Here is a 21,288-nt window from a genome sequence, read left to right as displayed (position 1 = left end):
GGCGAAGTGAAGATGGCTTTACCACTAACATTACGAAAAAATCCGTCTGTACAAATAAGTAAGAGGCAAACTCAAAAAGGAATGGGAGGAAAGTGGAGACTCTTTTTACGAGGAGCACTGCTACCTATAGGTATTCTTGCACTTTGGCAAATTCTTAGCGGAACGGGCGTCATCTCCCAGCAGATGTTCTCATCGCCCTGGCTGATTGTAAAACAGTATTTTTATCTAACGAGCTCTGGAGAATTACCGCATCATCTGCGGATTAGTGTAGTGAGGGCTTCGCTTGGCTTTTTATTTGGAGCAAGCAGCGGGTTAATACTCGGAATGCTTGTCGGCATGTACAGACCTGTTGAAGAAGTGCTGAATCCAACCGTTCAAATGATTCGAACGATCCCACTGCTTGCGATTACTCCCTTATTCATTATGTGGTTCGGTTTTGGCGAACTATCTAAAGTATTGTTGATTTCGATGGGTGCTTTCTTCCCGCTTTATGTGAATACTTTCCTTGGCGTACGTAATGTGGACTCAAAATTATTTGATGTCGCCCGTGTCATGGAATTCAGCCGTTTCTCACAAGTTGTGAAACTGGTCATTCCTGCTGCACTGCCTAATATCCTGCTTGGAATTCGGTTATCGCTAAGTATCGCATGGCTTTGCCTCGTTGTTGCTGAGTTACTGGGGGCAGATACAGGAGTGGGCTATATGATTCAAGAAGCACGGTCTTTCATGCAAACGGATGTGATGTTTGTGGGGATTACCATTTTCGCTCTTGTGGGTAAATTATCAGATTCCGTTGTGCGGATTTTAGAGCATCGATTACTTCGTTGGCAGGACAGCTATAAGGGATAGGAACAAAAGCCACGAGGACAGTGTCAGGTGGGCAGTTTGACTGGGGCGGTCGCCTCCTAAAGAGTAACAAAGGTACCCAAAGGTTCCCTCAGAATGGTTGGAAATCATTCGCAGAGTGTAAAGGCACAAAGGAAAGCCATATTCAAGGAGGATGAGATTAAGATACGTAGAAAAGACGAGTTAAATACGATACGAGGTAGATACGAGATAGATACAAGATAGATACGAAATAAATACGAGTTGTTAGTAAGAGTGTAATCTAAAAAAAAACTCCCGATCCGCTATGGATTTTGGGAGGTTTTTTGCAGGTAGACTATTATCTACTAGGTTCCTTTACGAAGCTGAACTACGCTTCACCCCTAGATGAATGTTCGGCAATAAACCGCTTTGCAAGTTGTCCAAGAACTACGTCATCCATCGGCGGATTGTGAAGCCCAAACCGAACATCTCGGTAATAGCGCTGCAAAGGACTATTCATAGAAAGGCTATGAACTCCAGCGATCCGCATCGCTATATCTACAACGGAGAGTGCTGTCTGAATGGCAACCACTTTAGCTGCTCCAAGATCGGGTGCAATCTGCTGCAAACGATCCTTTGCAGGAGTGGGACCGAGGCGCTCTACACGTTCTGCAACGCTGTATAATAGATGTCTTGCTGTGGTCAGTTCAAGTTCAATCTGACCTAGTTTTTGCTGAATATGAGGGAGTTCTAAAATAGGATGCGTTAGGCTGTTGGGCTGATAGCTCGCAGCAAACCGAACAGCTTCATTACGTGCTGCCTGTGCAATTCCAAGATATACAGCCGGAATGTTAAGTAAATACACATTCGGTATACCCGTAGGTCTCGAAGGACGATGGAAGACAAGTGCATCTTCAGGAAGTAACACTTCCTTCAGAACCAGATCATGACTTGCTGTTCCCCTCATACCTGCCATATTCCATGTAGGTTCAATAAAAACCCCAGGTATATCTTTATGAATCAAATACTCTGAGACCTCACCCGTGTCTTCATCCGTCGCAGAGACGATAAAATAACTAAGCGCAGTAGATAAGGAAGTGAACGTTTTTCGGCCGCTCAGGATATATCCATGGCTGTCCCTACGTACTTTCGTCTGCGGTTTTCCTCCACGAGAAGGGCTGCCTGTTGCGGACTCCGAGTCGGCTGCATTGATCAGTGCTTGTTTCTTTATCACATCATTACACAAGGACTGAAAGACAGATTCATTCCAGTGCCGATGAAAAGCAAGGTTAAACATCGTGATGTGATGCCAGCCGATAGCAAGTGCAGCAGGCCCGTCAACCATAGCAATCTGCTCCTGACACATAAGGAAAAGAGGAAGCGAAATTGGGTTACCCCCGTATTCATTCGGTACAGAATAGGTGTGATATCCTTCTGCAAGCAGATCAGAGATCAGTGCAGAGTTGAGCTCATTCTTTTCATCAGCATGTCTTGCTCCTTCGCTGTGCCGGTTAGCCACCGTCCGGATACGGATCAGTATATCCTGCTCATGGTTTGTTCTGATAAAGGAGTCCTCAAATGGTGACAACGGTAACCCTCCCTTTAAATAGATAGTAATGTGAGTAGATTGTTTTAATGAGCATGAATGGTATTCGTTTATTTGGCTGCGGTTACCTGTTTACGAATCTCATTCATCATCCCGATCGTATCCATGCTGGCATGATTGCCAAGCAGAATGATTGTCGTTCCGTTACCTAGATCACGCATAATGCCTGTAGAATAACCCGTCCCTGAACCGTTATGGAAGACGTTAAGACCTTTGGAAGTTTCGCTGATCATCCAGCCATATCCGTAATTCTTCTCGGAATACGGAGTGAACATGTTCTTAAGCGATTCTTCGCTGACTACTTTTCCGTCCTTGAGTGCCTGATCCCACTTGAGAAGATCGTCCACAGTGGAATAGAGCGTACCTGTTCCCGACTGGGAGACGTAATAATCTGCTGGGACCCATTTTCCACTCTGATCCACGAATCCTTTAATTGTGTTGGTTGATTTTGAAGCCGTACCTGTATCTTTCATTCCAAGCGGAGTAAACATATGTTTCTGTAAGTATGAGCCATATTCCTCACCGGTTACTTTCTCGAGGATATGGGCTAATAGAATGTAGCCATTGTTGCTGTAGCGATATTCTGCTCCAGGTTCAGCCATCAGCTTTTTGGTACGTATCTCATTTAAGGTATCCTCTAGTGTTACTCCTTCTTCTCTTGTGAAATTGGAAGGAAGGCCGGATGTATGAGACAGCAACATATGCAGTGTAATTTCATCTCCGCGATCAACACCGGTCACGTATTTGGATAACTTGTCTGTTAGCGAAAGTTTGCCGGCTTCTACTTGCTGCATGATGGCAGCTGATGTAAATCCTTTGGTAATAGAAGCAATTCGTGATTTTTGATCCGGCCGTACTAGTAGGTTTTCTTTAGATAGGCCATATCCCTTGCGAAGGGTAACTTCTCCATCCTTGGCCACAAGTGCAATGCCGGAGAACCCAGATGTTTGCAAATAGGAGTCAATGGATGCTGACTCTTTATTTATTTTCGTGACTTGATCCGACTTCAGTACGATGTTCATGTGTGTAGCTGTATTTGTTAGCTGAAGCGTTGATTTCATGGCATCAGATAGAGAGCGTAGCGGGATCATCAGCGTTCCGGACATATTTTTGGAATTCGCAGGTAAGGTAAGCGTGACGTCATTTATCGTAATGATGTTGGTTCCTGCCTTATGAGAGATGAGATCCCCGTGATTCTCGATTTGCACCGTTTGTGTGTTTTGGTTCCATTTTACTTTTCCTTTGAGGGCTGCTGCCGCTTGTCTAAGCGGGGCGAAGGTCGTTCCATTCTGCACAAAAGGAGGGAACTCCCAAGTAACTGTCTGTGAATCCACTTCAATATTTGCAGGTTTCGTTACCATAGCTGAAGCAGCATATGTGGTTTCGGTGAAAGCTCCCGCTGGGGTAAGAACGAGACCGGCAGCTAAGAGTACGGTGAGCAGTTTTTGCGTTGTTTTTGATGGTTGTTTAGTAAAAGTCATGAAGTAATAAATCCTCCTGTCAGGAATGTAGTCCGAATCTGTAACTTTTCTTCTAATCAAATGAAATGATGGAGAGTTCATATGAAGATACTGGTATTTATTCTAACGAAAGTAAGAGTGGTAAACAACCCATATACTGGATGTTTATTTTAATATATCTCTCATAATAAAAGCCGCACGGAAGCGCAAGCTGTTAGCTGGAGCTCGGAGAGAACGGCCGGTGATAACTAGCTTTTCTTTTTAAGGACATATCCAAGAGACTATTTTGTCTTGTCACTAGCTGAGATAACCGGACCTTTTTAGGGTAAATCCTATTAGAAGCGATATACATATCACACGATGAGTATAGAATTTTCATAATCGAATTGACCAAGGAGGGAACATTATGCAGTGGAAAGGGAGAAGGGCAAGCTCTAATGTAGAGGACCGTAGAGGACGGAAAGGGGCGGGACTGATCGGAGGTGGTATTGGAGGTGTCGTTATCCTGCTGATCGTTACACTACTCGGCGGCGGAAATGCTGCTGATTTACTGGGCAGTCTTACGGGAGGCGGTTCGGGCGCGGGAACATCCTACACGGAAACAGCAGAAGAGAAGGAACTAGCTGAGTTCGTATCTGTTGTTTTGGCCGATACAGAGGATGTGTGGACTGATGTTTTCAAAAAGGAAGGAAAGACGTATGAGAATCCGACTCTTGTTCTCTATACAGGAAGCGTCCAGTCTGCCTGCGGAACAGCGGGCTCATCGGTAGGACCGTTTTACTGTTCTGGTGACCAGAAGCTTTATATTGACCTAAGCTTCTACGACGAGTTGCGTCAAGAATTTCAGGCGCCTGGTGACTTCGCAATGGCCTATGTGATTGCTCACGAGGTAGGTCACCATGTACAGACACTGTTAGGTACATCGGACAAGCTAGCACAATACCGACAGCAGCTAAGCGAGCAGGAATATAACAAGTATCAGGTTCGATTTGAGCTCCAAGCCGACTATTTAGCTGGTGTGTGGGCGAATCATGCGCAGGGTATGAACCTGCTTGAGGAAGGCGATCTGGAAGAAGCTTTAACGGCGGCAAGCGCCGTAGGAGATGATACGATCCAGAAGAAAGCCCAAGGCTACGTTGTACCGGAGAGTTTTACACACGGCACATCTGAACAGCGGAAACGCTGGTTCTACCAAGGTTTTGAGAATGGTACGTTGCAAGGCGGAGACACGTTTAACGCGAAGAATTTATAAGTATAGGACAATAAAGAGAAGGTTCTTTACATTTGGAAGGGCCTTCTCGGTGATAGCCTCCATCCTACCAAAAAGGATAGGAGGTTCTTTGTGTTAGTATTTTACGAATAAAAACAGAACATATGCGAATGAACCCGCATGGATCAAAAAGAATAGAAAGAAGATCGCAATCGCTACGCCTACAACAGAGCTAAACACCGACAATCCTCGGGTCTGCTAGCTGCTCTGCCCCTTGACTTACAAGCAGAGTTGAATCACAAAGCAGATCTCTTGTCTGTAGCTTACCGCCGCTGGATTACCCAGATGGGTGTCAGAATTGGAACAACGTAAGACTTCCTGTTGAATACGGTTAGTGATATCCATCATAAAATAAAACCTCCGATATGCCGATATATAAGTTACTTTTGTAATGTTCGGTCAGATAAACCATCTGAACTCATTTCATTGTAATTACTATCAGGCAGAAGGGGGTCGTTTTTTTTGAGTGGAAAACCAAAGAAAAGCTTGATGTCAATAAGAGTGAAACTGATTACTATCTTTGTCCTCTTCTTGTTCATCCCAAGTATCGTTACCGCTGTATTTTCATTTCGAACAGCAGATCAGGAGATCCGCCAAGCGGATTTGGAAACGGGGAAACAATCTTTGCTGCTCGTCAGCAAGCAGATTGATTCATTGTTAGAGAATCAAAAAGCAAATCTTAACTTGATCTCCATGCAAACGAGTTCAGCCCAGATTGCGAATAGAAATCCAGCTGTACAGCAACTGGTAGACAACATGAGAGACAGCAATCCGCAGATTGAATCTATACTTATTGTATCGAATGCAACAGGAAAACAAATGAAATCACCATCTCTTAGCAACGATGAGGTAGTAAAAGAGAAAGATTGGTATAAAGAAGCTTTGGGAACGAGCGATTCAGTCATAAGTGTGCCCTATAAATCAGCTTCAACAGGTAATGTGGTGGTAACTTTGGCAAAACGTTTATCCGATGGCAAAGGTATTGCTAGTATTCAGCTGGGGTTAAATTCACTCACCTCCACAGTAAACGGAATGAAGATTGGAGAAAAAGGGGTTATCTATCTTGTTGATCAGAAGGGAAACTACCTGGTTCATACCCATTTTGGAGCAGGCTCGAGCGCAATTGAACTTCTGTCTGATCAGATTGTAAGCAACGAGGAAGGAACGCTAAATTATTCTATATCAGGTCAAAATAAAAGTGGTTATTTTATAAATCAGCCATTAACGGGATGGAAAATCGTAGCGGAATTTGATCTCGATGAATATGAGCAAGTATCTATCCCTATGTTAAAAACCGTAGGGATTGTGCTTTTGTTTTCCGCTATTGTCGGAATTCTCATCATGATTCCTGTTATTCGAAGTCTATATAAGCCGATCAGAGGACTGGTCCATGCGTCAAAAACAGTAGGAAGCGGTGATCTGACCATAGACCTGTCGGTAAAACAACGGGATGAGTATGGACTGCTCGCAGAAGGATTTAATAAAATGACTAAATCTCTGCGGTCCGTACTGAGTGAAGTAAATGATACTTCTCAGCAGCTAGCATCGTCCTCTCAGGAGCTGGCAGCTAGCTCAGAGCAGACGACCAGTGCCACAGAGCAGGTAGCGAGCATTATGCAGCAAACGACTGTTGGTATCTTGCACTCCAATCAAGTGCTTGGAGAAGCAAAGCAGCAAGTTGCTGAAATGTCAGCAGGTATAAAGGAGATTAGTCTTCAAGCAGAAGACGTCACCTCCGCTACCGAACAAGTATCAGCTGAATCTCAAGCAGGGATGGAGCAGATTGAGCAGGCAAGCGTACAAATGAAGCATATCGGTACGTCTGCTTCAAACCTGAATGAAGTAATTGAAGGGCTTGGCAGCAAAACGATGGAAATTCGTCAGATCGTTGAAATCATCACGAATATAGCGAAACAGACCAACATCCTGTCTTTAAATGCTTCCATAGAAGCATCAAGAGCAGGAGAGCATGGTCGAGGTTTTGCCGTTGTCGCTAAAGAGGTAAAAGAGCTTGCGGAGCAGTCCGCTGCCTCAGCAGCAGACATAGCACAACTCACGCATGAAATGGAGCGGGGTACGACGGAAGCGTCTGTTTCTATGTCCTCTGCTTCGCAGGAGATTGGTAAGGGAATTACGGCAGTTAATGAAGCCGGCGAGCATTTTAGATCTATATTATCCTCGATTCAGGAAGTGGCAGTGGAAATGGGGGCAGTATCCATCGCATCTAAACAGATGGATTCTGCTGTGGATCAAGTAAATGAAGTCTTTGAAATTGCCCTTGCTATATCTGATGAGATCGCTGCTGGAGCACAGGAAGGATCTGCTGCTTCAGAAGAGCAACTTGCAGCTATGGAAGAGGTCGCTTCTTCTGCTGCAGCATTATCAAGCATTGCTGATGAGATGAAGGAGATTATCGAACGTTTTAAATTATAAGAAAATAGAAGAGACGAATTCACCTCATGGAAGGGGATGAATTCGTCTTTTTGTGCTTATTGCATATTGTACTAGGCTCAATTGCTTGCTCTAAAGCAAGGAGATACCAGGTATTTGATCGATTTACTCACTGGCGGAGCAGAAGTCAGAAATAAAGTGGCAACTCAGGCAGGACTCTTACAAATCATGGAGAAATGGAAGCAAGATGAACGGCAATGGAAACAAAGACGCGCACCTTATCTATTATATGGGAGATGAAGAGATGGATCGAAACGAGCAGGTAGATAGGTTACTTTCAAAACTGAGTTTGCGTGAGAAAATAGGACAAATGCTTTTGTGCGGATTGCCTGGCAGAGAGCTGACAGAACCACTCGCCGACTTCTTTCGGGCAAATCCGGTTGGTGGAATTATTTATTTTGCCAGAAACGTACAGCATGTAGGACAGGTTGCCAATCTGACTTATGAGCTGCAAAAAGTAGCACAGAGCGCAAATCAGCTTCCACACTTCATTTCTATTGATCAGGAAGGCGGGATGGTTGCGAGGATTGCTGAAGGGATCACCTTATTTCCTGGAAATATGGCGATCGCTGCTGCGGGTTCAACTGAAGATGCGTATGAGGCTGCATTTGCCAGCGGGAAAGAACTACAGGCGCTTGGCATTAATCTCAACTTTGCTCCCGTGCTTGATGTGAACAATAATCCTCTAAATCCGGTAATTGGGGTTCGTTCCTTCGGTGAATCGCCTGAAGTCGTAGCTGAGTATGGTGCGAATTCAATACGCGGACTGCAAGATGCTGGGGTATCGGCTGCAGCCAAACATTTCCCTGGGCATGGGGATACAGCTGCGGATTCCCATCTTGATCTGCCTGTCGTTCCCCATGATCTAACACGGATGAACCAAGTGGAACTCGTTCCATTTATCAAAGCGATAGATGAAGGTGTCGATTTCATCATGTCTGCTCATATTTATTTTCCGCTGCTAGAGTCTGATCGAAAACCTGCTACGCTTTCCTCTTCTGTGCTTACAGGTCTATTAAGGCAGGAGCTTGGCTACCAAGGTGTGATCATGACGGACTGCATGGAGATGAGCGCTATTGTAGATACCTACGGAACGGTAGAAGCATCGGTAATGGCAATTGAAGCAGGAGCAGACCTTATCTTGATCAGTCATACTCATGATCTGCTGACTGGAGCATATGAGGCAATTGAAAAAGCAGTAGCAGAGGGAAGAATCAGCGAAGATCGTATTAACGAGTCTGTCCGCCGTCTGCTTGATCTAAAAATTAAGCGCGGAATCATGACCGAACAAGGTGATTTTCCTGCTCATACAGTAACTCTACCAGTAATTGATAGGGAGGGGCTGCCCGCTAGGGTTGGAGTACAAGAACATCAAGATTTAGCTCGCAAAATTAGCGAACGCAGTATAACCTTGGTTCGTGATGAGGCAGGTATGCTGCCCTTAAAGAAGGTACGAACGCTAGTAGTGACAGTTGCTTCGTCGGCTATGACCATCGCTGATGAAATTATCAAGGACCCGTGTAGTTTAGGAACGGCGTTAATAGAGCAAGGGTTCGATGTCGTCCATATGAGCATCCCGGCAGCGGGTGTAGCGGAAGAAGCAACTCATGTTTTGGAAGCTGCTCGCCAAGCAGAGGTAGAGCAGATCATTATCGCTACGTATAATGCCCATTTCTATGAAGAACAGTCAGGGCTTGTGAAGCAGCTGTATGCACTGGGCAAACCGCTTACAGTTGTTGCTACACGTAATCCTTATGATCTAGCTAGCTTCCCTGAAGTGCAGGTTTACGTAGCGGCTTATGAGAGCAGACCGCTGACAATGGAAAGTATAGCTAAGGCGCTGTTGGGGTTAATTCCTTTTCAAGGAACACTGCCTGTCTCCCTTGGAGACGAAGAAAAATCGAATCCGACCCACGTATGATCGCGGGATTTCACCAAAAGATAGAGCAGCTTGCTGCCTGACTGATGACGGGCACGTCCTTTGGTGAGTAATCGGATCTATATGTATTTTAAGCAAGGTCCTGTTAGAGGGCCTTGCTTTTTTTGTGTCAGATCATCCGTTTATATCTAAGTGTTCAAGATGAGATGCTGCATAATTGGGATGAATTTCTTTTGTTTAGTTAAAGGGGAGAGGGTTTATATACAAATTAGAAGTTTGCGAAAACTAGAATAAGAGGAGTGATAATCATGTTTCGTCATCAAAAAGAATTGCAGTTTGAAGTGAAAGTAGATCGTCCAGATCCATTGTTTGCACGCCAGGTGCAGGAAGTTCTGGGTGGACAGTTTGGTGAAATGACAGTAATGATGCAATATTTGTTCCAAGGCTTCAATTGCCGTGGTGAGGAAAAATATAAAGATATGCTCATGGATATCGGTACGGAAGAAATCGGTCATGTCGAAATGCTATGTGCGTTAATTAGCCAGCTCTTGGATGGAGCTTCACCGGAAGACCAAGAAGAAGCTGCGAAGGACCCAGTAACAGCAGCGATTATGGGTGGAATGAATCCACAACACTTGCTTGTGAGCGGTCTTGGCGGATTGCCGACCAATTCTAATGGTGTACCTTGGAATGGCAGTTACATCGTAGCGAGCGGTAACCTGCTTGCAGATATGCGTTCTAATCTCCATGCAGAGACACAAGGAAGACTGCAGGTTGCTAGACTTTATCATATGACAAAAGATGAAGGCGTTCGTGCAACGTTCCGCAAAATGCTGGCACGAGACCGTTACCACCAGTATCAATGGATGGCAGCAATTCAGGAATTGGAAGAGAAGAATGGAGTGGTTGTTCCCGCTTCCTTCCCACCAGAAGCAGAACTGGAATCTCAACCTGAAGCTTATAAATTCTGGGACTTGTCCGAAGGCAATGAATCTAGTGAAGGTTTGTGGGCTACAGGCAGTGCTCCGGATGGAACAGGCGATTTTGTATATGTAGCAGACCCTGCTCCTCAAGGTCAAGTGTACAAGCCAGAGATTCCTCCAACTAATATCCATCATGACCTGGATGTTGTAAAAGTCCCATTAAAAAAATAATTAGTATCTATGAAAAACCTCTGCCCTGTGTAAGGGCGGAGGCTTTTTGCCGTGTACAGATTGTATTTTAATGGTATCAGCAGAGGAGATATAGACGATTACCTTGTTTCGTCTATATTAAATCAAACAATTTATTATTATGTTTGACAATTAACAAACAAGAACATAATATATCTATATAAACAAAACGAGGGGGACGTGTTATGACGGAACAACACAATGATTTTGCATATGATGCCTCATTGGAGGAAATCAAGCGCGGCTATATCGAGACAGAGACCGAATATATCTGTGTCTGCTGTGGTTATACCGCTGAAAAAGGAGTGATTTATCCTCACAATGAAGTCTTATATGAATCATTCAGATATATACAGATCCATATTCAAGAAGAACATGGGTCGGTATTTCAGTTCTTGATCTCACAGGACAAGAAAGTGAGCGGACTTTCTGATATACAGCGCAGGCTGCTGGCAGAGTTTTATGAAGGGAAAAAAGATGCGGAAATACAAAAAGGATTAGGAATTGGCTCTACTTCAACGATTCGTAATCATCGGTTTGTGCTCAGGGAGAAGGAGAGACAAGCAAAAGTGCTGTTGGCTGTAATGGAGTTGCTGCACTCGCGTGATCACAATACCCCTGTCATGCCTGTGGCATCACCTAATAACAGAGCAGGCCAAGCTACCAATAAGGAGACTGATTTGACCGCTGAGCAGGAGAAAGTACTAACTAAATATTTCCCTTTTGGTACAGATGGACCGCTCGAGACTTTTGCAGTGCAAGAGAAACATCGACTCATTATTATGAAAGAAATTGCAAAACGTTTTGACACGAACAAAGTATATTCCGAGTCCGAAGTGAATGGGATTCTAGATCAAATTTATGAGGATTATGTGTTGCTTCGCAGATCGATGGTGGACTATGGCATACTTAGCCGGGAAGAGGATGGAAGCAGTTACTGGCTTACCCCGAAGGAAGGAGAGAGTCGTAAAATGGCAAATCGCAGAGAAGAGTTAAAACAACTGGCAAAAGAAATAAAGACAGAAGCCGGCGTTTATCAAATTCGTAATAAAGAAAATGGAAAAAGGTATGTGGCAAGTACACCAAACCTCAAAAGTCTGAATGGTCAACAATTTATGCTGAATATGGGAAGTCACCGTAACCGCAGGCTTCAAGAAGAATGGAAAGAGTACGGGGAAGAAGCTTTTGCGATTGAAGTTGTGGAAAAATTAAAAATCCCAGAGAGCAATATCTTTTTTGATGTCAAAGATGCATTGAAAAAATTGGAGGCAAGCTGGCTTGAGAAGCTTCAGCCTTATGGAGAGAATGGGTATAACGAGGCTTGACCCAAGCAGCAGAAACTTGCTTAAAGAAACACTTGATTTAATTAACCCTTAATCCAGAAGAACTCACATTTGAGGATAAGCAAAATCTAATACAGAGAGTAGTTAGAGAGGTACGGGTTACGAAAGAAGAAATCCATTGCTCTTGATATGTGGTTGCTGTTTTAGGGGTCACTATCTTGTAACAAGAAAAAAACCTCCATAAAACAAAAATGTCTCGCCCTGTTCCACATGCATAAGCAGAGGTGCGGGCGAGATCTGTTAGTTATATTATATGCCGTTTTATATTTTTGTGTAATGCTATTTCGTCATCTTATCCTGTATAGCAACTGCCGCCATGATAAATGCACCAACGCCATGCAGATCGTTTTTACTTACTGGACGAGTTACATAATTTTCATAATCTCCTGCTGAGGTACCGATGCATATAGACGGCATTACCAAGTGTCCAAGATCATCGGTTTCCATCATCTGAGCGAGTCCGACGAAGCCTTTGCGGGCAGCGGACATATAGCTCTCGTCAGCAGCAGACTGCTGGACAGCTCTAGCAATCGTATAAACAAATAAGCTTGAGCAGGAGGTTTCCACCCAGTTATCCGGATGGCTGCCTTTATCGACAACCTGATACCATAGGCCTGTCTCTTCATCTTGATAGCGAATAATTGCTTCTACGAATGCCCGGAGCTCCTCTTGCAGTTCAGCATGGCTCGGATGCTCCTCTGGGAGCAGTGCGATAAACTCAGCAAGTGCCAATCCATACCAGCCGAGCGATCGGCCCCAGAACTCAGGTGAACAGCCTGTGTCAGGGTCTGCCCACGGCATCTGCCGGCTTTCATCCCAAGCGTGATAAAGCAGCCCCGTCCGCTCATCCTTCATGTATTTACGCATCAGCCGTTCTTGCCGTAATACTTCTTCCCGCAGTTCCTCATCCCCATAGGTGTCAGCATACTTTAGAGCAAAGACACCGCCCATATATAGTCCATCCAGCCACATTTGATGAGGATATTTATCTTTGTGCCAAAATCCGCCTTCTGCAGTTCGGTTTAAGGTTCCAAATAGACTGCGGAGCTTATCTGCTGCCACTTTATATTGCGGTTTCCCCGTCCGCTCTGCTTGGCGGAACAATAACAGCCCTGCCTGTATGGAGTCCAGCTCGTCCCGTGCGAAGAATAGGTTTCCTTGCTCATCCACTAGATCATCGATATACCCTTGAATATATTCGTCATACCGAGTCTCTCCTAACTGCTCAGCAATCTGCTCAACCCCGCATAAAAAGACACCCTGATGATAATGCCAGCGATGGGCTGGCGGAAGTTCGCCTGGTTTATACGTTGCCATGATGGCATCTGCCGCAGCTGCAGCCCATTGCATAGGTGTTTTTGCCACATCTGATTTAATCATCTGATCTACTCTCCTTTAATCGAGTTTAGGCCGATATCTCTTTATCCTTTAATAGAACCAAGCATAGCTCCTTTGGCAAAATGCTTTTGCAGGAATGGATATACTAGTAAAATCGGCAGAGTAGCTACGACGATTACCGCCATCTTGACCGATTGATCAGGCGGGGGAACAGCGGAATCGAGGTTTGAGCTGTAATCCATCCCCGATGCAAGAACAACGATCTGACGAAGCAATACTTGAATCGGCCACATTTGGCTGTCGTTCAAATACAGAATAGCGCTCAAATACGTATTCCAGTAGGTAACGGCGTAAAAAAGAGAAATGGTTGCAATTGACGGCAAAGAGAGCGGCAGAACAATGCGAAATAAGATTCCAAAGTCATTACAGCCATCAATTTTAGCTGATTCTTCAAGTCCTTCGGGTATGTTCTGAAAGAAGTTCTTGAGTATAATCATGTTAAATGCACCAATCGCGGATGGCAGTATAAGCGCTGCGTAGCTGTCAATCAGGCCAAGCTCTTTAACTACTAAAAAAGTAGGGATCATCCCGCCGCTAAACAGCATCGTAAATACAACGAGGAACATAATAACGTTTCGTCCGTCTAGATCGCGGCGCGACAATCCATAGGCCATTAGCGACGTAACGAACATACTGAGTAGTGTCCCTATCACCGTAACACCAACGGATACACTGAGTGCTCTGAAAATGGTATCCGTCGAAAAAATAAACTTATAGGCCTCAAGACTCCAAACCGTTGGAATAAGAACAAATTTCTTGGCTGCAATCTCGGCGTTCGTCGTGAACGAGCCCGCTACCACGTGGATGAACGGGAGCACGGTAACAAGTGCGATAATCGTCAGCAGCGTATAGTTAACCGCAACAAACAGTCGACCGCTAAGCGTACGATCTTCTACCATAATGAACCCTCCCTTGGCATTAATAGATGCCTTCTTCACCCATTTTTTTGGATAAGTGATTTGCCAGCATAACGAGTACTAAACCAACAAGTGACTTGAAGAAGCCGACTGCCGCACTATAACTGAACTGCATTTGTCTTAGTCCAGCGGTATACACATAGGTGTCAATTATTTCAGCAACATCCCGATTCATTGAATTGAGCAGCAGGTATACGTGCTCAAAGCCAAGCTCTAGAACATCGCCAATTTTCAATATTAATAGGACGATAATTACACTGCGAATGGCAGGCAGCGTGATATGCCACACTTGACGAAGCCGTCCTGCACCGTCCATCCTTGCTGCTTCATACAGCTGAGGATCTACTGCTGCAATTGCCGCCAGATATATAATGGTTCCCCAGCCCGCTTCACGCCAGATCACCTGAATAATATAGGTCGGCCGGAACCACTCAGGACTAAGCAGGAAATTAATTTTGCTAAAGCCAAGTTGAACAAGCAGTTCATTGACGATGCCGCCGTCCATGGTCAGCATGACATAACTGATGGATACGATGATGACCCATGACATGAAATGGGGCAGATAAACCAAGGTTTGAAAAAATCTTTTGAAAAACGTAATTCGTACCTCATTAAGCATTAAGGCTAAGATAATAGGTATGGGAAAGTAAAATAGCAGGTTCATGCCAAACAATAGTAAAGTATTAGATAAAATATTCCAGAAGTCAGGCTCAGTAAACAACCGCTCAAAATGCTTAAATCCTACCCATTCGCTCCCTAGTATGCCTTTGAACGGTTTATAGTCTTGGAACGAAATGACTAGTCCAAACATCGGGATATATTTAAAGATAAGAAAATAAATAATGCCGGGCACAATCATGAGATACAGCAATTTGTTTCGCCAAAATCGCTTGCGCCATGCGGGCTGTGTCTTGGTAACTTGTCGGCTGATCACGGTCTCCTCCATAAGTCCTCATCCTTCCAAAGTTGACTCCCCCTAGGGGCTAAGACCCTGCTGTGGCATCATAAGCAGTGCGAGCAGAGCGTTCCTTACGTGAGCCTCATATATAGCTGCTGTTCTTGAATACAGGCTCTATCTAGGAAACGATCTGCATGCACTGCCTTCTGCCTAAGCGAGAGGCCGATTTATACGGGCCGCCTGCTTTTATTTTTTGTAACTTGCATTAAACTCCTCGATCATTTGCTCGCCGCCTTGCTTCTTCCATTTCTCAATTTCCTTCTCAAAGCCGGCTGGGTCGATTTGTCCATAGATAAACTTGTACGTAGCATCAGTAATCGTCTGTTGCAGCTCTACGCCTTTCAATGCATAGGTAGCTGAATCCAGTGCAGCAGTAGGGTCTTTCACGCCGTACTTCTCATTCTCCTTAATAAGCTCCTCCGCATGAATACGTCCTGGCAGCTCATTTAAGCTCTCATACATGCCATTGGTTTCTGCTTCACCGATGACACTGTCCTTATAGCCCTTCACTTCACGTTCTGTCAGTTCCTTATCTTCAGATGGCTTCGCCTTTCCATCTACAACGGTATAGTGTGTGCCTTCGATGCCCCAGAACATGAGGTTAGCTACTTCTGGTGTCATCATTTTGTCGAAGAAACCTAGAATTTTCTTGAGTTCTGCCTCATCCTTAACTGCTGTTTTTGGGAACAATACCAGGTTGTTATAACCTGCAATCATCCACTGATGAATGTTGCCGTCTGGGCTTTTCACCATACTGTGCGCATCAAGAACAGCGGTTGGTACGTTTTTGATTAGGTCCTTATCAAGGGTTGTGATATCCGGCATAGATCCGCCGATATAAATCCCTGCTTTACCACTCGTGAATAAATTAACAGCATCTGTTTTACTTGTTGCAGCAAAATCTTGATTCATGTAACCGTTATCACGAAGAGATTTAAAAAAGTTCATAGTATCGATATATTCAGGGAACATAAATTCAGGCAGCAGCTTGCCGTCTTTCTCGCCCCAGTTGTTCGGTGTTCCGAACCAGGAGGATACTGTCTTAAAAGCACCAAAGACGAGCTCATTACGATCTGCGATACCTGTTGTATCATTTTGTCCATTGCCGTCAGGGTCCTGCTCAGTAAATGCTTTAGCCATAGCGAACAGCTCTTCTGTTGTTTCTGGAGGAGCAATATTCAGCTTATCTGCCCAGTCTTTACGATAGATGATTCCTTGACGGGCAAGTGGGCGGCCGAGATATAAAGAATACAATTTGCCTTCGACCTTGGTATTATCAAGTACTTCTGGTTTTAATTTATTTAAATTTGGAAATTCGCTTAGGTAAGGGCCAATCTCCCAGAACTGTCCTTCCTTAATTGCTTCACGCATGAGCAAGAACGTTGTAGCATTTTTCAAATAAGTCGCTTGCGGCAAGGATCCGGTAGCAAATGCCGTGTTCAACTTCTCCTCATATGTATCCGCTGGAAAGAATTGATACGTAAGTTTCGTGTTTGTCAGCTTCTCTAGTTCATTTTTAACAGTGTCGGTTGGAGTCTCAGGCGTATTCAGCGGCAGCATGATGGTAATTTCCGCTGGGCTATCATCCTTCGGTGTACTGGCGTTAGGGCTGGAACCCGTATCACCCGATCCGGTAGATGTTGTGCCTGTACCGTTTCCGCCGGAGCAGGCGGAGAGAAGCAGTGTTAGGGACATGACAGCACATAGAGCCAAGGATAAAGGCTTTTTCTTTTTCATTCCTTTGTGACCTCCATTTAACGATGGGATTTGGCTTACACACTAAACACTACCGAATGGATAAAGTATCGTATACAATCATTTGCTCATATGCAGGCATACCAGCAAGAGTCTGATGAAATGATTATTGCGTGGGAAATGACACCATAGTGTCGTATAAGATCCAGAGAGAGCAAACTGGGAGATTCGTTGTAAAGATCTGCTCGAGTGCAGGAAAAAGGGGACACCTTACTTGCATAATGGAGCAATACGCTAAGAACCCCAAGCAGTAACTGCTTGGGGCGAAGAAGATTGTTGAATTTTATAACGCTTCAGATAACTCCTTAATAATCGTGTTGCCGCCATTTATACGCCAGCGCTTCGTCTCCTGCTGAAAGTCCTGCTCTGTTACGTTGCCAAGAATATAGTTGTAGGTGGCGTCTGTTATAATTTTACTGAGCTCTGCATTCCGCTCATCATATGTCTTTGATTCCAAATGAGCTGCAGGGTCTATGACGAGAAAGTTCTCATTATCCTGGCTAAGCTGGTCCGCTAAAGCTGTTAAGGTCTCTTTCTCCGCCACCTCCATAACACTTGGGTTATTCATGTCCGCAATCATCAACATATAAAAAGCATTTACTTCTTGAATACGCAGCTGAGTTGTTTCCTCCGGCAGGCGGACTTGACCATTCTCCAACGTATAATGCTTACCTTCTATGCCATATTTCAATAAGTTTGCAATATCCTTATCCATTGTGCGGTCAAAGAAAGCTAAAATATGCTTTAATTCTTCTTCTGTCTTGATCGCCTTCTTGGAAAATAAATATAATCCGTTAAAATTCGGAATGGACCATACCCGGTAACCGTTAGGACCTTTAATCCGGTTGGATAAAGTAAATGAAGCATCCGGATTAATTATTTTAGCTTCCTCATATAAGCGCTGAATATCGGTCATGCTTCCAATATAGACGCCGGCTTTGCCGTTTATGATCATATTCCGCTGCACTTCTTTGCTTGTCACAGCAAAATCACGGTTAATGAGCTGCTCGTTATATAGTTTTTTGAAAAAGTTCATTGTCTCCATATAAGCTGTTGTCTCAAACTCTGGTATAAATGTGCCTTCTTCCATACTCCAGTTATTAGGTGTCCCGAAATAAGAGCTGACTGTCTTGAACGCTCCATAGATCAGATCATTACGGTCCGCAAGGCCAATCGTATCTGCCTTCCCGTTCCCATCAGGGTCATTATATGTAAAAGCACGAAGAACCTCATACAATTCATCAAGGGTTCCCGGCACGGCAAGCTCTAGATGATCTAGCCAATCCTGCCGAATGATTGCGCCTTGTCGTGACGATGGACGCTCTGTATATAAACCATAGATGCGATCATCAACGGCAGCCTGCTTCAGAATATCTTTATTTAAGTATTTAAGGTTAGGATAATCCTCTAAGTAAGGTCCGATCTCCCAGAATGCGCCGGATCTTATTGTATTTTTCAGGAGAAGGAAGTCCGTATTTCTAACAAAGGTCACTTTCTTTAAGGAGTTCGTTGTTAATGCAGTATTCATCTTATCGCTATAGATTCCATCTGGAATCCAGTTGATATCTAGGGTAAAGCCGCTCCATTCTTCCAGCATGGACTGCATTTCATCACTTGGAGGAGTAGGGAAGTGAAGGGGGAGCATGATGGAAATGGGTGAATCCTCTATCGAGGCAGCATTTGATTTTTCTGAAGAATTATTACTGCATGCGCTTACAAATAGAAGTATAATGAAAAATATGGAAGATGTTACAAATAATTTATTTACTGTTTGGAACCCTTTCATCAGCATTCTGCCCCCTTCTTATTTAGAATGAGAGAATTGCTCGCTCCCCCAATTCTTGTGTGTAATCTAAGATAATGATTATCTGACAGGTAGATGATTATTGCTCGTAAAAGGGCTGTTCCACTACAATAACAGTACGATAAATATGACAATTGAAGTGTAGGTGATCCTCAAGTGCGTTCTTTAAGTTTTCTATCCAAAATGACGATATTCGGGTTCTTATTAAGCACGCTTCCGGTTATTTTTATCGGTACATTCTCTTATTTAACATCATACAATGAAATACAGAAAAACGTAAATGAAAGCAAGTTAATGTTAATTATTCAAATTAAATCCAATGTAGAGCAAAAATTAACGACTGTCAACCAAACACTTAATCAAGTAATCAATTCGTCTTTTATGAAGAAAGCTCTTAATTTAAATATAACTGAAAACGATTTCATTATGTATAACGACTTGCGTACTGAAATCCGCTATATGCAATCATTCGATACCAAGCTCGAAGATGTCATTCTCATTAATGAGCGTTATAACTGGATGATTAAAAATTCCGGCCTCTACAAGTTTGATGAGTACCCTTATCATGATCAGCTGGCGAGCCTGATGGAGCTTCCCGACTCAACCTCTTGGTCTTTGAATCCATCTACATGGTTTTACAGCGAAGAAAATGCCAATAATTCAGCCTGCTCCTACAGCATAGGTCTTGTTAAACAGCTCCCTTCAAGAGGACTTGATCCGCATGGGCTGGCAATCGCAAACATTCCTGCCTGTGATGTGCAGTCCTTGCTGGGTACGAATCATTCCGATCTAAGTGGACTGATGATTGTGAATGAGCAGGGCAAGATTATTTTACACTCAGATGAATCATTAATTGGCGAGCCTGCGGAGAAGACAGGCATTCATAGTCTGACGCAATTGAGCGGTGCTTCGGGGCAATATAAATCACATATTGGGGATAAACCTTTTTCCATAACCTATTATCGTTCCGATTTTAATGACTGGACTTATGTCAGCTATGATTCTATTCAAAGTATGACGAGTGAATCCAAAAAAATTGGAGCGTACACGCTTTATGCCTGTTTACTCATTCTGCTGATCTGCATCACTATTGCCTGGCTGGGTTCAAAACGGATGTATTCGCCGATTAAACTATTGCTGAAACAATTTGGCCACCGCAATGCAGATGAGAAGACAAGCAACGAGTTTCAATTGATCGGAGAGCAGGTTCATGCTTTATTTCAATCAAAATCGAGATTAGAAGATGAAGTGAGAAAGCAGCTTAAGCAAGTGCGTACCTTTTTCTTAATTCGTGCTTTCCAAGGCAAGGTGAAGGCAAAAGAGCTGCATGACAAGCTAGAGCAGTTTGATTACAGCCGGCAGCTTGAGGAGTGGAAGACGATGTCGGTGCTTACCATACAAATAGGAACACTTGAGCAAACGAGATATGAGAAGCAAGATTTAGAGCTTTTATTATTCGCCGTGCAAAATATGGTAGAAGAGCTTATTCCGGAGGAAGAACAGCTGGCTCCAGTGATGATTGACCACACAGTTGTTGCCCTTATCGGCAGCAAGGAGAGCGAAAAGACGGCTTTCCAAGCTAAAATCTATACCGCAACAGAGCAGCTAATGAGTGAAATTACAAGTTACTTAAGCGTGCAGGTTAGCATTGGCATGAGTCTTCCATTCCATGATATCCGAACCCTTTCGATCGCCTATAAAGAAGGGCTAGAGGCGTTAAAGCATCGCATGACTCTTGGGGACGGCATTATCATTCAGTTTGAAAATATTAACTCGGGGAAACCTTACTTGAAGCTGAATTATCCCAATCATTTAGAAAACGAGCTGCTGGATGCGGTTAAGCTCGCAAACGCTGAGAAGGCAAAGGAACTGCTTGAACAGCTGCTAAGGCATGTGTTCGCCACCGAGATGTCACCGCAGGAGTACCAGATTCCGCTATCGCGTCTGCTGAATAACCTGCTGATCACGATGCAAGAATCCGGTATTAGCTTGAAGCAGATTTATTATGGAACAGGAACGTTATTTGAGGAACTGCTAGATTGCCATATTGTAGCCGAAATCGAGGATTGGTTCTGGACAGCTGTGATCCATCCGATGATTAAAGTGTTCCGAGACCGTCAGGATGCGCAGTACCACAACATATCGGAGAAAATAATCGAGCTTATTCATCGTTATTATGATACTGATCTGACACTGGAAGAATGTGCTTCCAGGCTTCACTACAATGCTAACTACTTAAGCAGTGTATTTCGGAAAGAAACGAATTATTTTTTCAGTGAATATCTATCTGTTTACCGATTTCAAATTGCGAAGAAGTGGCTGGCCGAAACGGATATTCCGGTAAAAGACATTGCAGCGAAGCTTCGTTACAACAATTCGCAGAATTTCATCCGTTCGTTCCGTAAGCAGGAAGGTTTAACCCCTGGCCAATACAGACAAAAAACGATGCAAATCGAAGCCTGACCTTG

14 protein-coding genes, 2 pseudogenes and 1 other annotated feature are annotated in these 21,288 nt (G+C 44.0%); of the genes and pseudogenes, 8 read left to right on the top strand and 8 right to left on the bottom strand.

The window, feature by feature from the left end; translation table 11 throughout:
- Positions 1-12: 12 nt before the first annotated feature.
- Positions 13-807: pseudogene (locus KJS58_RS25790) on the top strand (ABC transporter permease); the annotation flags it as partial.
- Between the two features lie 9 nt (positions 808-816).
- Positions 817-1,065 (top strand) — a sequence feature (23S ribosomal RNA rRNA prediction is too short).
- A 130-nt stretch (positions 1,066-1,195) separates the two neighbouring features.
- Here KJS58_RS25790 and KJS58_RS14100 read toward each other — a convergent pair.
- Together KJS58_RS14100 and KJS58_RS14095 are read right to left on the bottom strand one after the other, a co-directional pair.
- Positions 1,196-2,395, bottom strand: coding sequence for an acyl-CoA dehydrogenase family protein (locus tag KJS58_RS14100; protein ID WP_213533191.1), 1,200 nt, complete (start codon positions 2,393-2,395; stop codon positions 1,196-1,198).
- Positions 2,396-2,463: 68 nt separating this feature from the next.
- The gene (locus tag KJS58_RS14095; protein WP_213533189.1) at positions 2,464-3,894 is read right to left on the bottom strand and encodes a serine hydrolase domain-containing protein; all 1,431 of its coding nucleotides are present in this window, start codon (positions 3,892-3,894) and stop codon (positions 2,464-2,466) included.
- Positions 3,895-4,279: 385 nt separating this feature from the next.
- On the opposite strand from KJS58_RS14095, the gene ypfJ reads away from it, so the two are divergent.
- Positions 4,280-5,125 (top strand): KPN_02809 family neutral zinc metallopeptidase, encoded by an 846-nt coding sequence (gene ypfJ / locus KJS58_RS14090; protein ID WP_213533187.1) that lies wholly within the window; start codon positions 4,280-4,282, stop codon positions 5,123-5,125.
- 114 nt (positions 5,126-5,239) lie between these two features.
- On the opposite strand, the pseudogene KJS58_RS25785 reads toward ypfJ, so the two are convergent.
- Positions 5,240-5,345 (bottom strand): annotated as a pseudogene (locus KJS58_RS25785) (iron ABC transporter permease); the annotation flags it as partial.
- A gap of 260 nt (positions 5,346-5,605) precedes the next feature.
- On the opposite strand from KJS58_RS25785, the gene KJS58_RS14085 reads away from it, so the two are divergent.
- The 5 genes from KJS58_RS14085 to KJS58_RS14065 all read left to right on the top strand — a co-directional run bounded on the left by KJS58_RS14085 (position 5,606) and on the right by KJS58_RS14065 (position 11,970).
- Entirely contained in the window at positions 5,606-7,576 is a 1,971-nt protein-coding gene (locus KJS58_RS14085) for a methyl-accepting chemotaxis protein (protein ID WP_213533185.1), read from the top strand.
- A gap of 114 nt (positions 7,577-7,690) precedes the next feature.
- Positions 7,691-7,834 (top strand): exo-beta-N-acetylmuramidase NamZ domain-containing protein, encoded by a 144-nt coding sequence (locus KJS58_RS14080; RefSeq protein ID WP_213533183.1) that lies wholly within the window; start codon positions 7,691-7,693, stop codon positions 7,832-7,834.
- Positions 7,835-7,838: 4 nt separating this feature from the next.
- On the top strand, positions 7,839-9,515 hold the full coding sequence (nagZ, locus tag KJS58_RS14075; RefSeq protein WP_213533181.1) for a beta-N-acetylhexosaminidase: 1,677 nt from the start codon (positions 7,839-7,841) through the stop codon (positions 9,513-9,515).
- A 266-nt stretch (positions 9,516-9,781) separates the two neighbouring features.
- Complete coding sequence (locus KJS58_RS14070) at positions 9,782-10,627, top strand: manganese catalase (protein ID WP_213533179.1); 846 nt, start codon at positions 9,782-9,784, stop codon at positions 10,625-10,627.
- Between the two features lie 203 nt (positions 10,628-10,830).
- Positions 10,831-11,970, top strand: coding sequence for a DUF2087 domain-containing protein (locus KJS58_RS14065; protein ID WP_213533177.1), 1,140 nt, complete (start codon positions 10,831-10,833; stop codon positions 11,968-11,970).
- A gap of 297 nt (positions 11,971-12,267) precedes the next feature.
- Here the strand turns inward: KJS58_RS14065 and KJS58_RS14060 are convergent, their stop codons facing one another.
- From KJS58_RS14060 to KJS58_RS14040, 5 genes are all read right to left on the bottom strand, one after another.
- The gene (locus tag KJS58_RS14060) at positions 12,268-13,368 is read right to left on the bottom strand and encodes a glycoside hydrolase family 88/105 protein (protein WP_213533175.1); all 1,101 of its coding nucleotides are present in this window, start codon (positions 13,366-13,368) and stop codon (positions 12,268-12,270) included.
- A 41-nt stretch (positions 13,369-13,409) separates the two neighbouring features.
- Positions 13,410-14,285 (bottom strand): carbohydrate ABC transporter permease, encoded by an 876-nt coding sequence (locus KJS58_RS14055; protein WP_213533173.1) that lies wholly within the window; start codon positions 14,283-14,285, stop codon positions 13,410-13,412.
- A 19-nt stretch (positions 14,286-14,304) separates the two neighbouring features.
- A complete protein-coding gene (locus KJS58_RS14050) occupies positions 14,305-15,249 on the bottom strand; it encodes an ABC transporter permease (protein WP_213533171.1) in 945 nt (314 codons plus the stop codon).
- Positions 15,250-15,447: 198 nt separating this feature from the next.
- The gene (locus KJS58_RS14045) at positions 15,448-16,998 is read right to left on the bottom strand and encodes an extracellular solute-binding protein (RefSeq protein WP_213533169.1); all 1,551 of its coding nucleotides are present in this window, start codon (positions 16,996-16,998) and stop codon (positions 15,448-15,450) included.
- Positions 16,999-17,299: 301 nt separating this feature from the next.
- Positions 17,300-18,802, bottom strand: coding sequence for an extracellular solute-binding protein (locus KJS58_RS14040; protein WP_213533167.1), 1,503 nt, complete (start codon positions 18,800-18,802; stop codon positions 17,300-17,302).
- 174 nt (positions 18,803-18,976) lie between these two features.
- Here KJS58_RS14040 and KJS58_RS14035 point away from each other — a divergent pair, with 174 nt between their 5' ends.
- Positions 18,977-21,283 (top strand): AraC family transcriptional regulator, encoded by a 2,307-nt coding sequence (locus KJS58_RS14035; protein WP_213533165.1) that lies wholly within the window; start codon positions 18,977-18,979, stop codon positions 21,281-21,283.
- Positions 21,284-21,288: the final 5 nt, after the last annotated feature.

The sequence above is a fragment of the Paenibacillus sp. J45TS6 genome (assembly GCF_018403285.1).
GTDB lineage: Bacteria > Bacillota > Bacilli > Paenibacillales > Paenibacillaceae > Paenibacillus.
The sequence above is the reverse complement of the archived record's forward strand: the minus strand, read 5'-3'. Positions and strand labels throughout refer to the sequence as shown.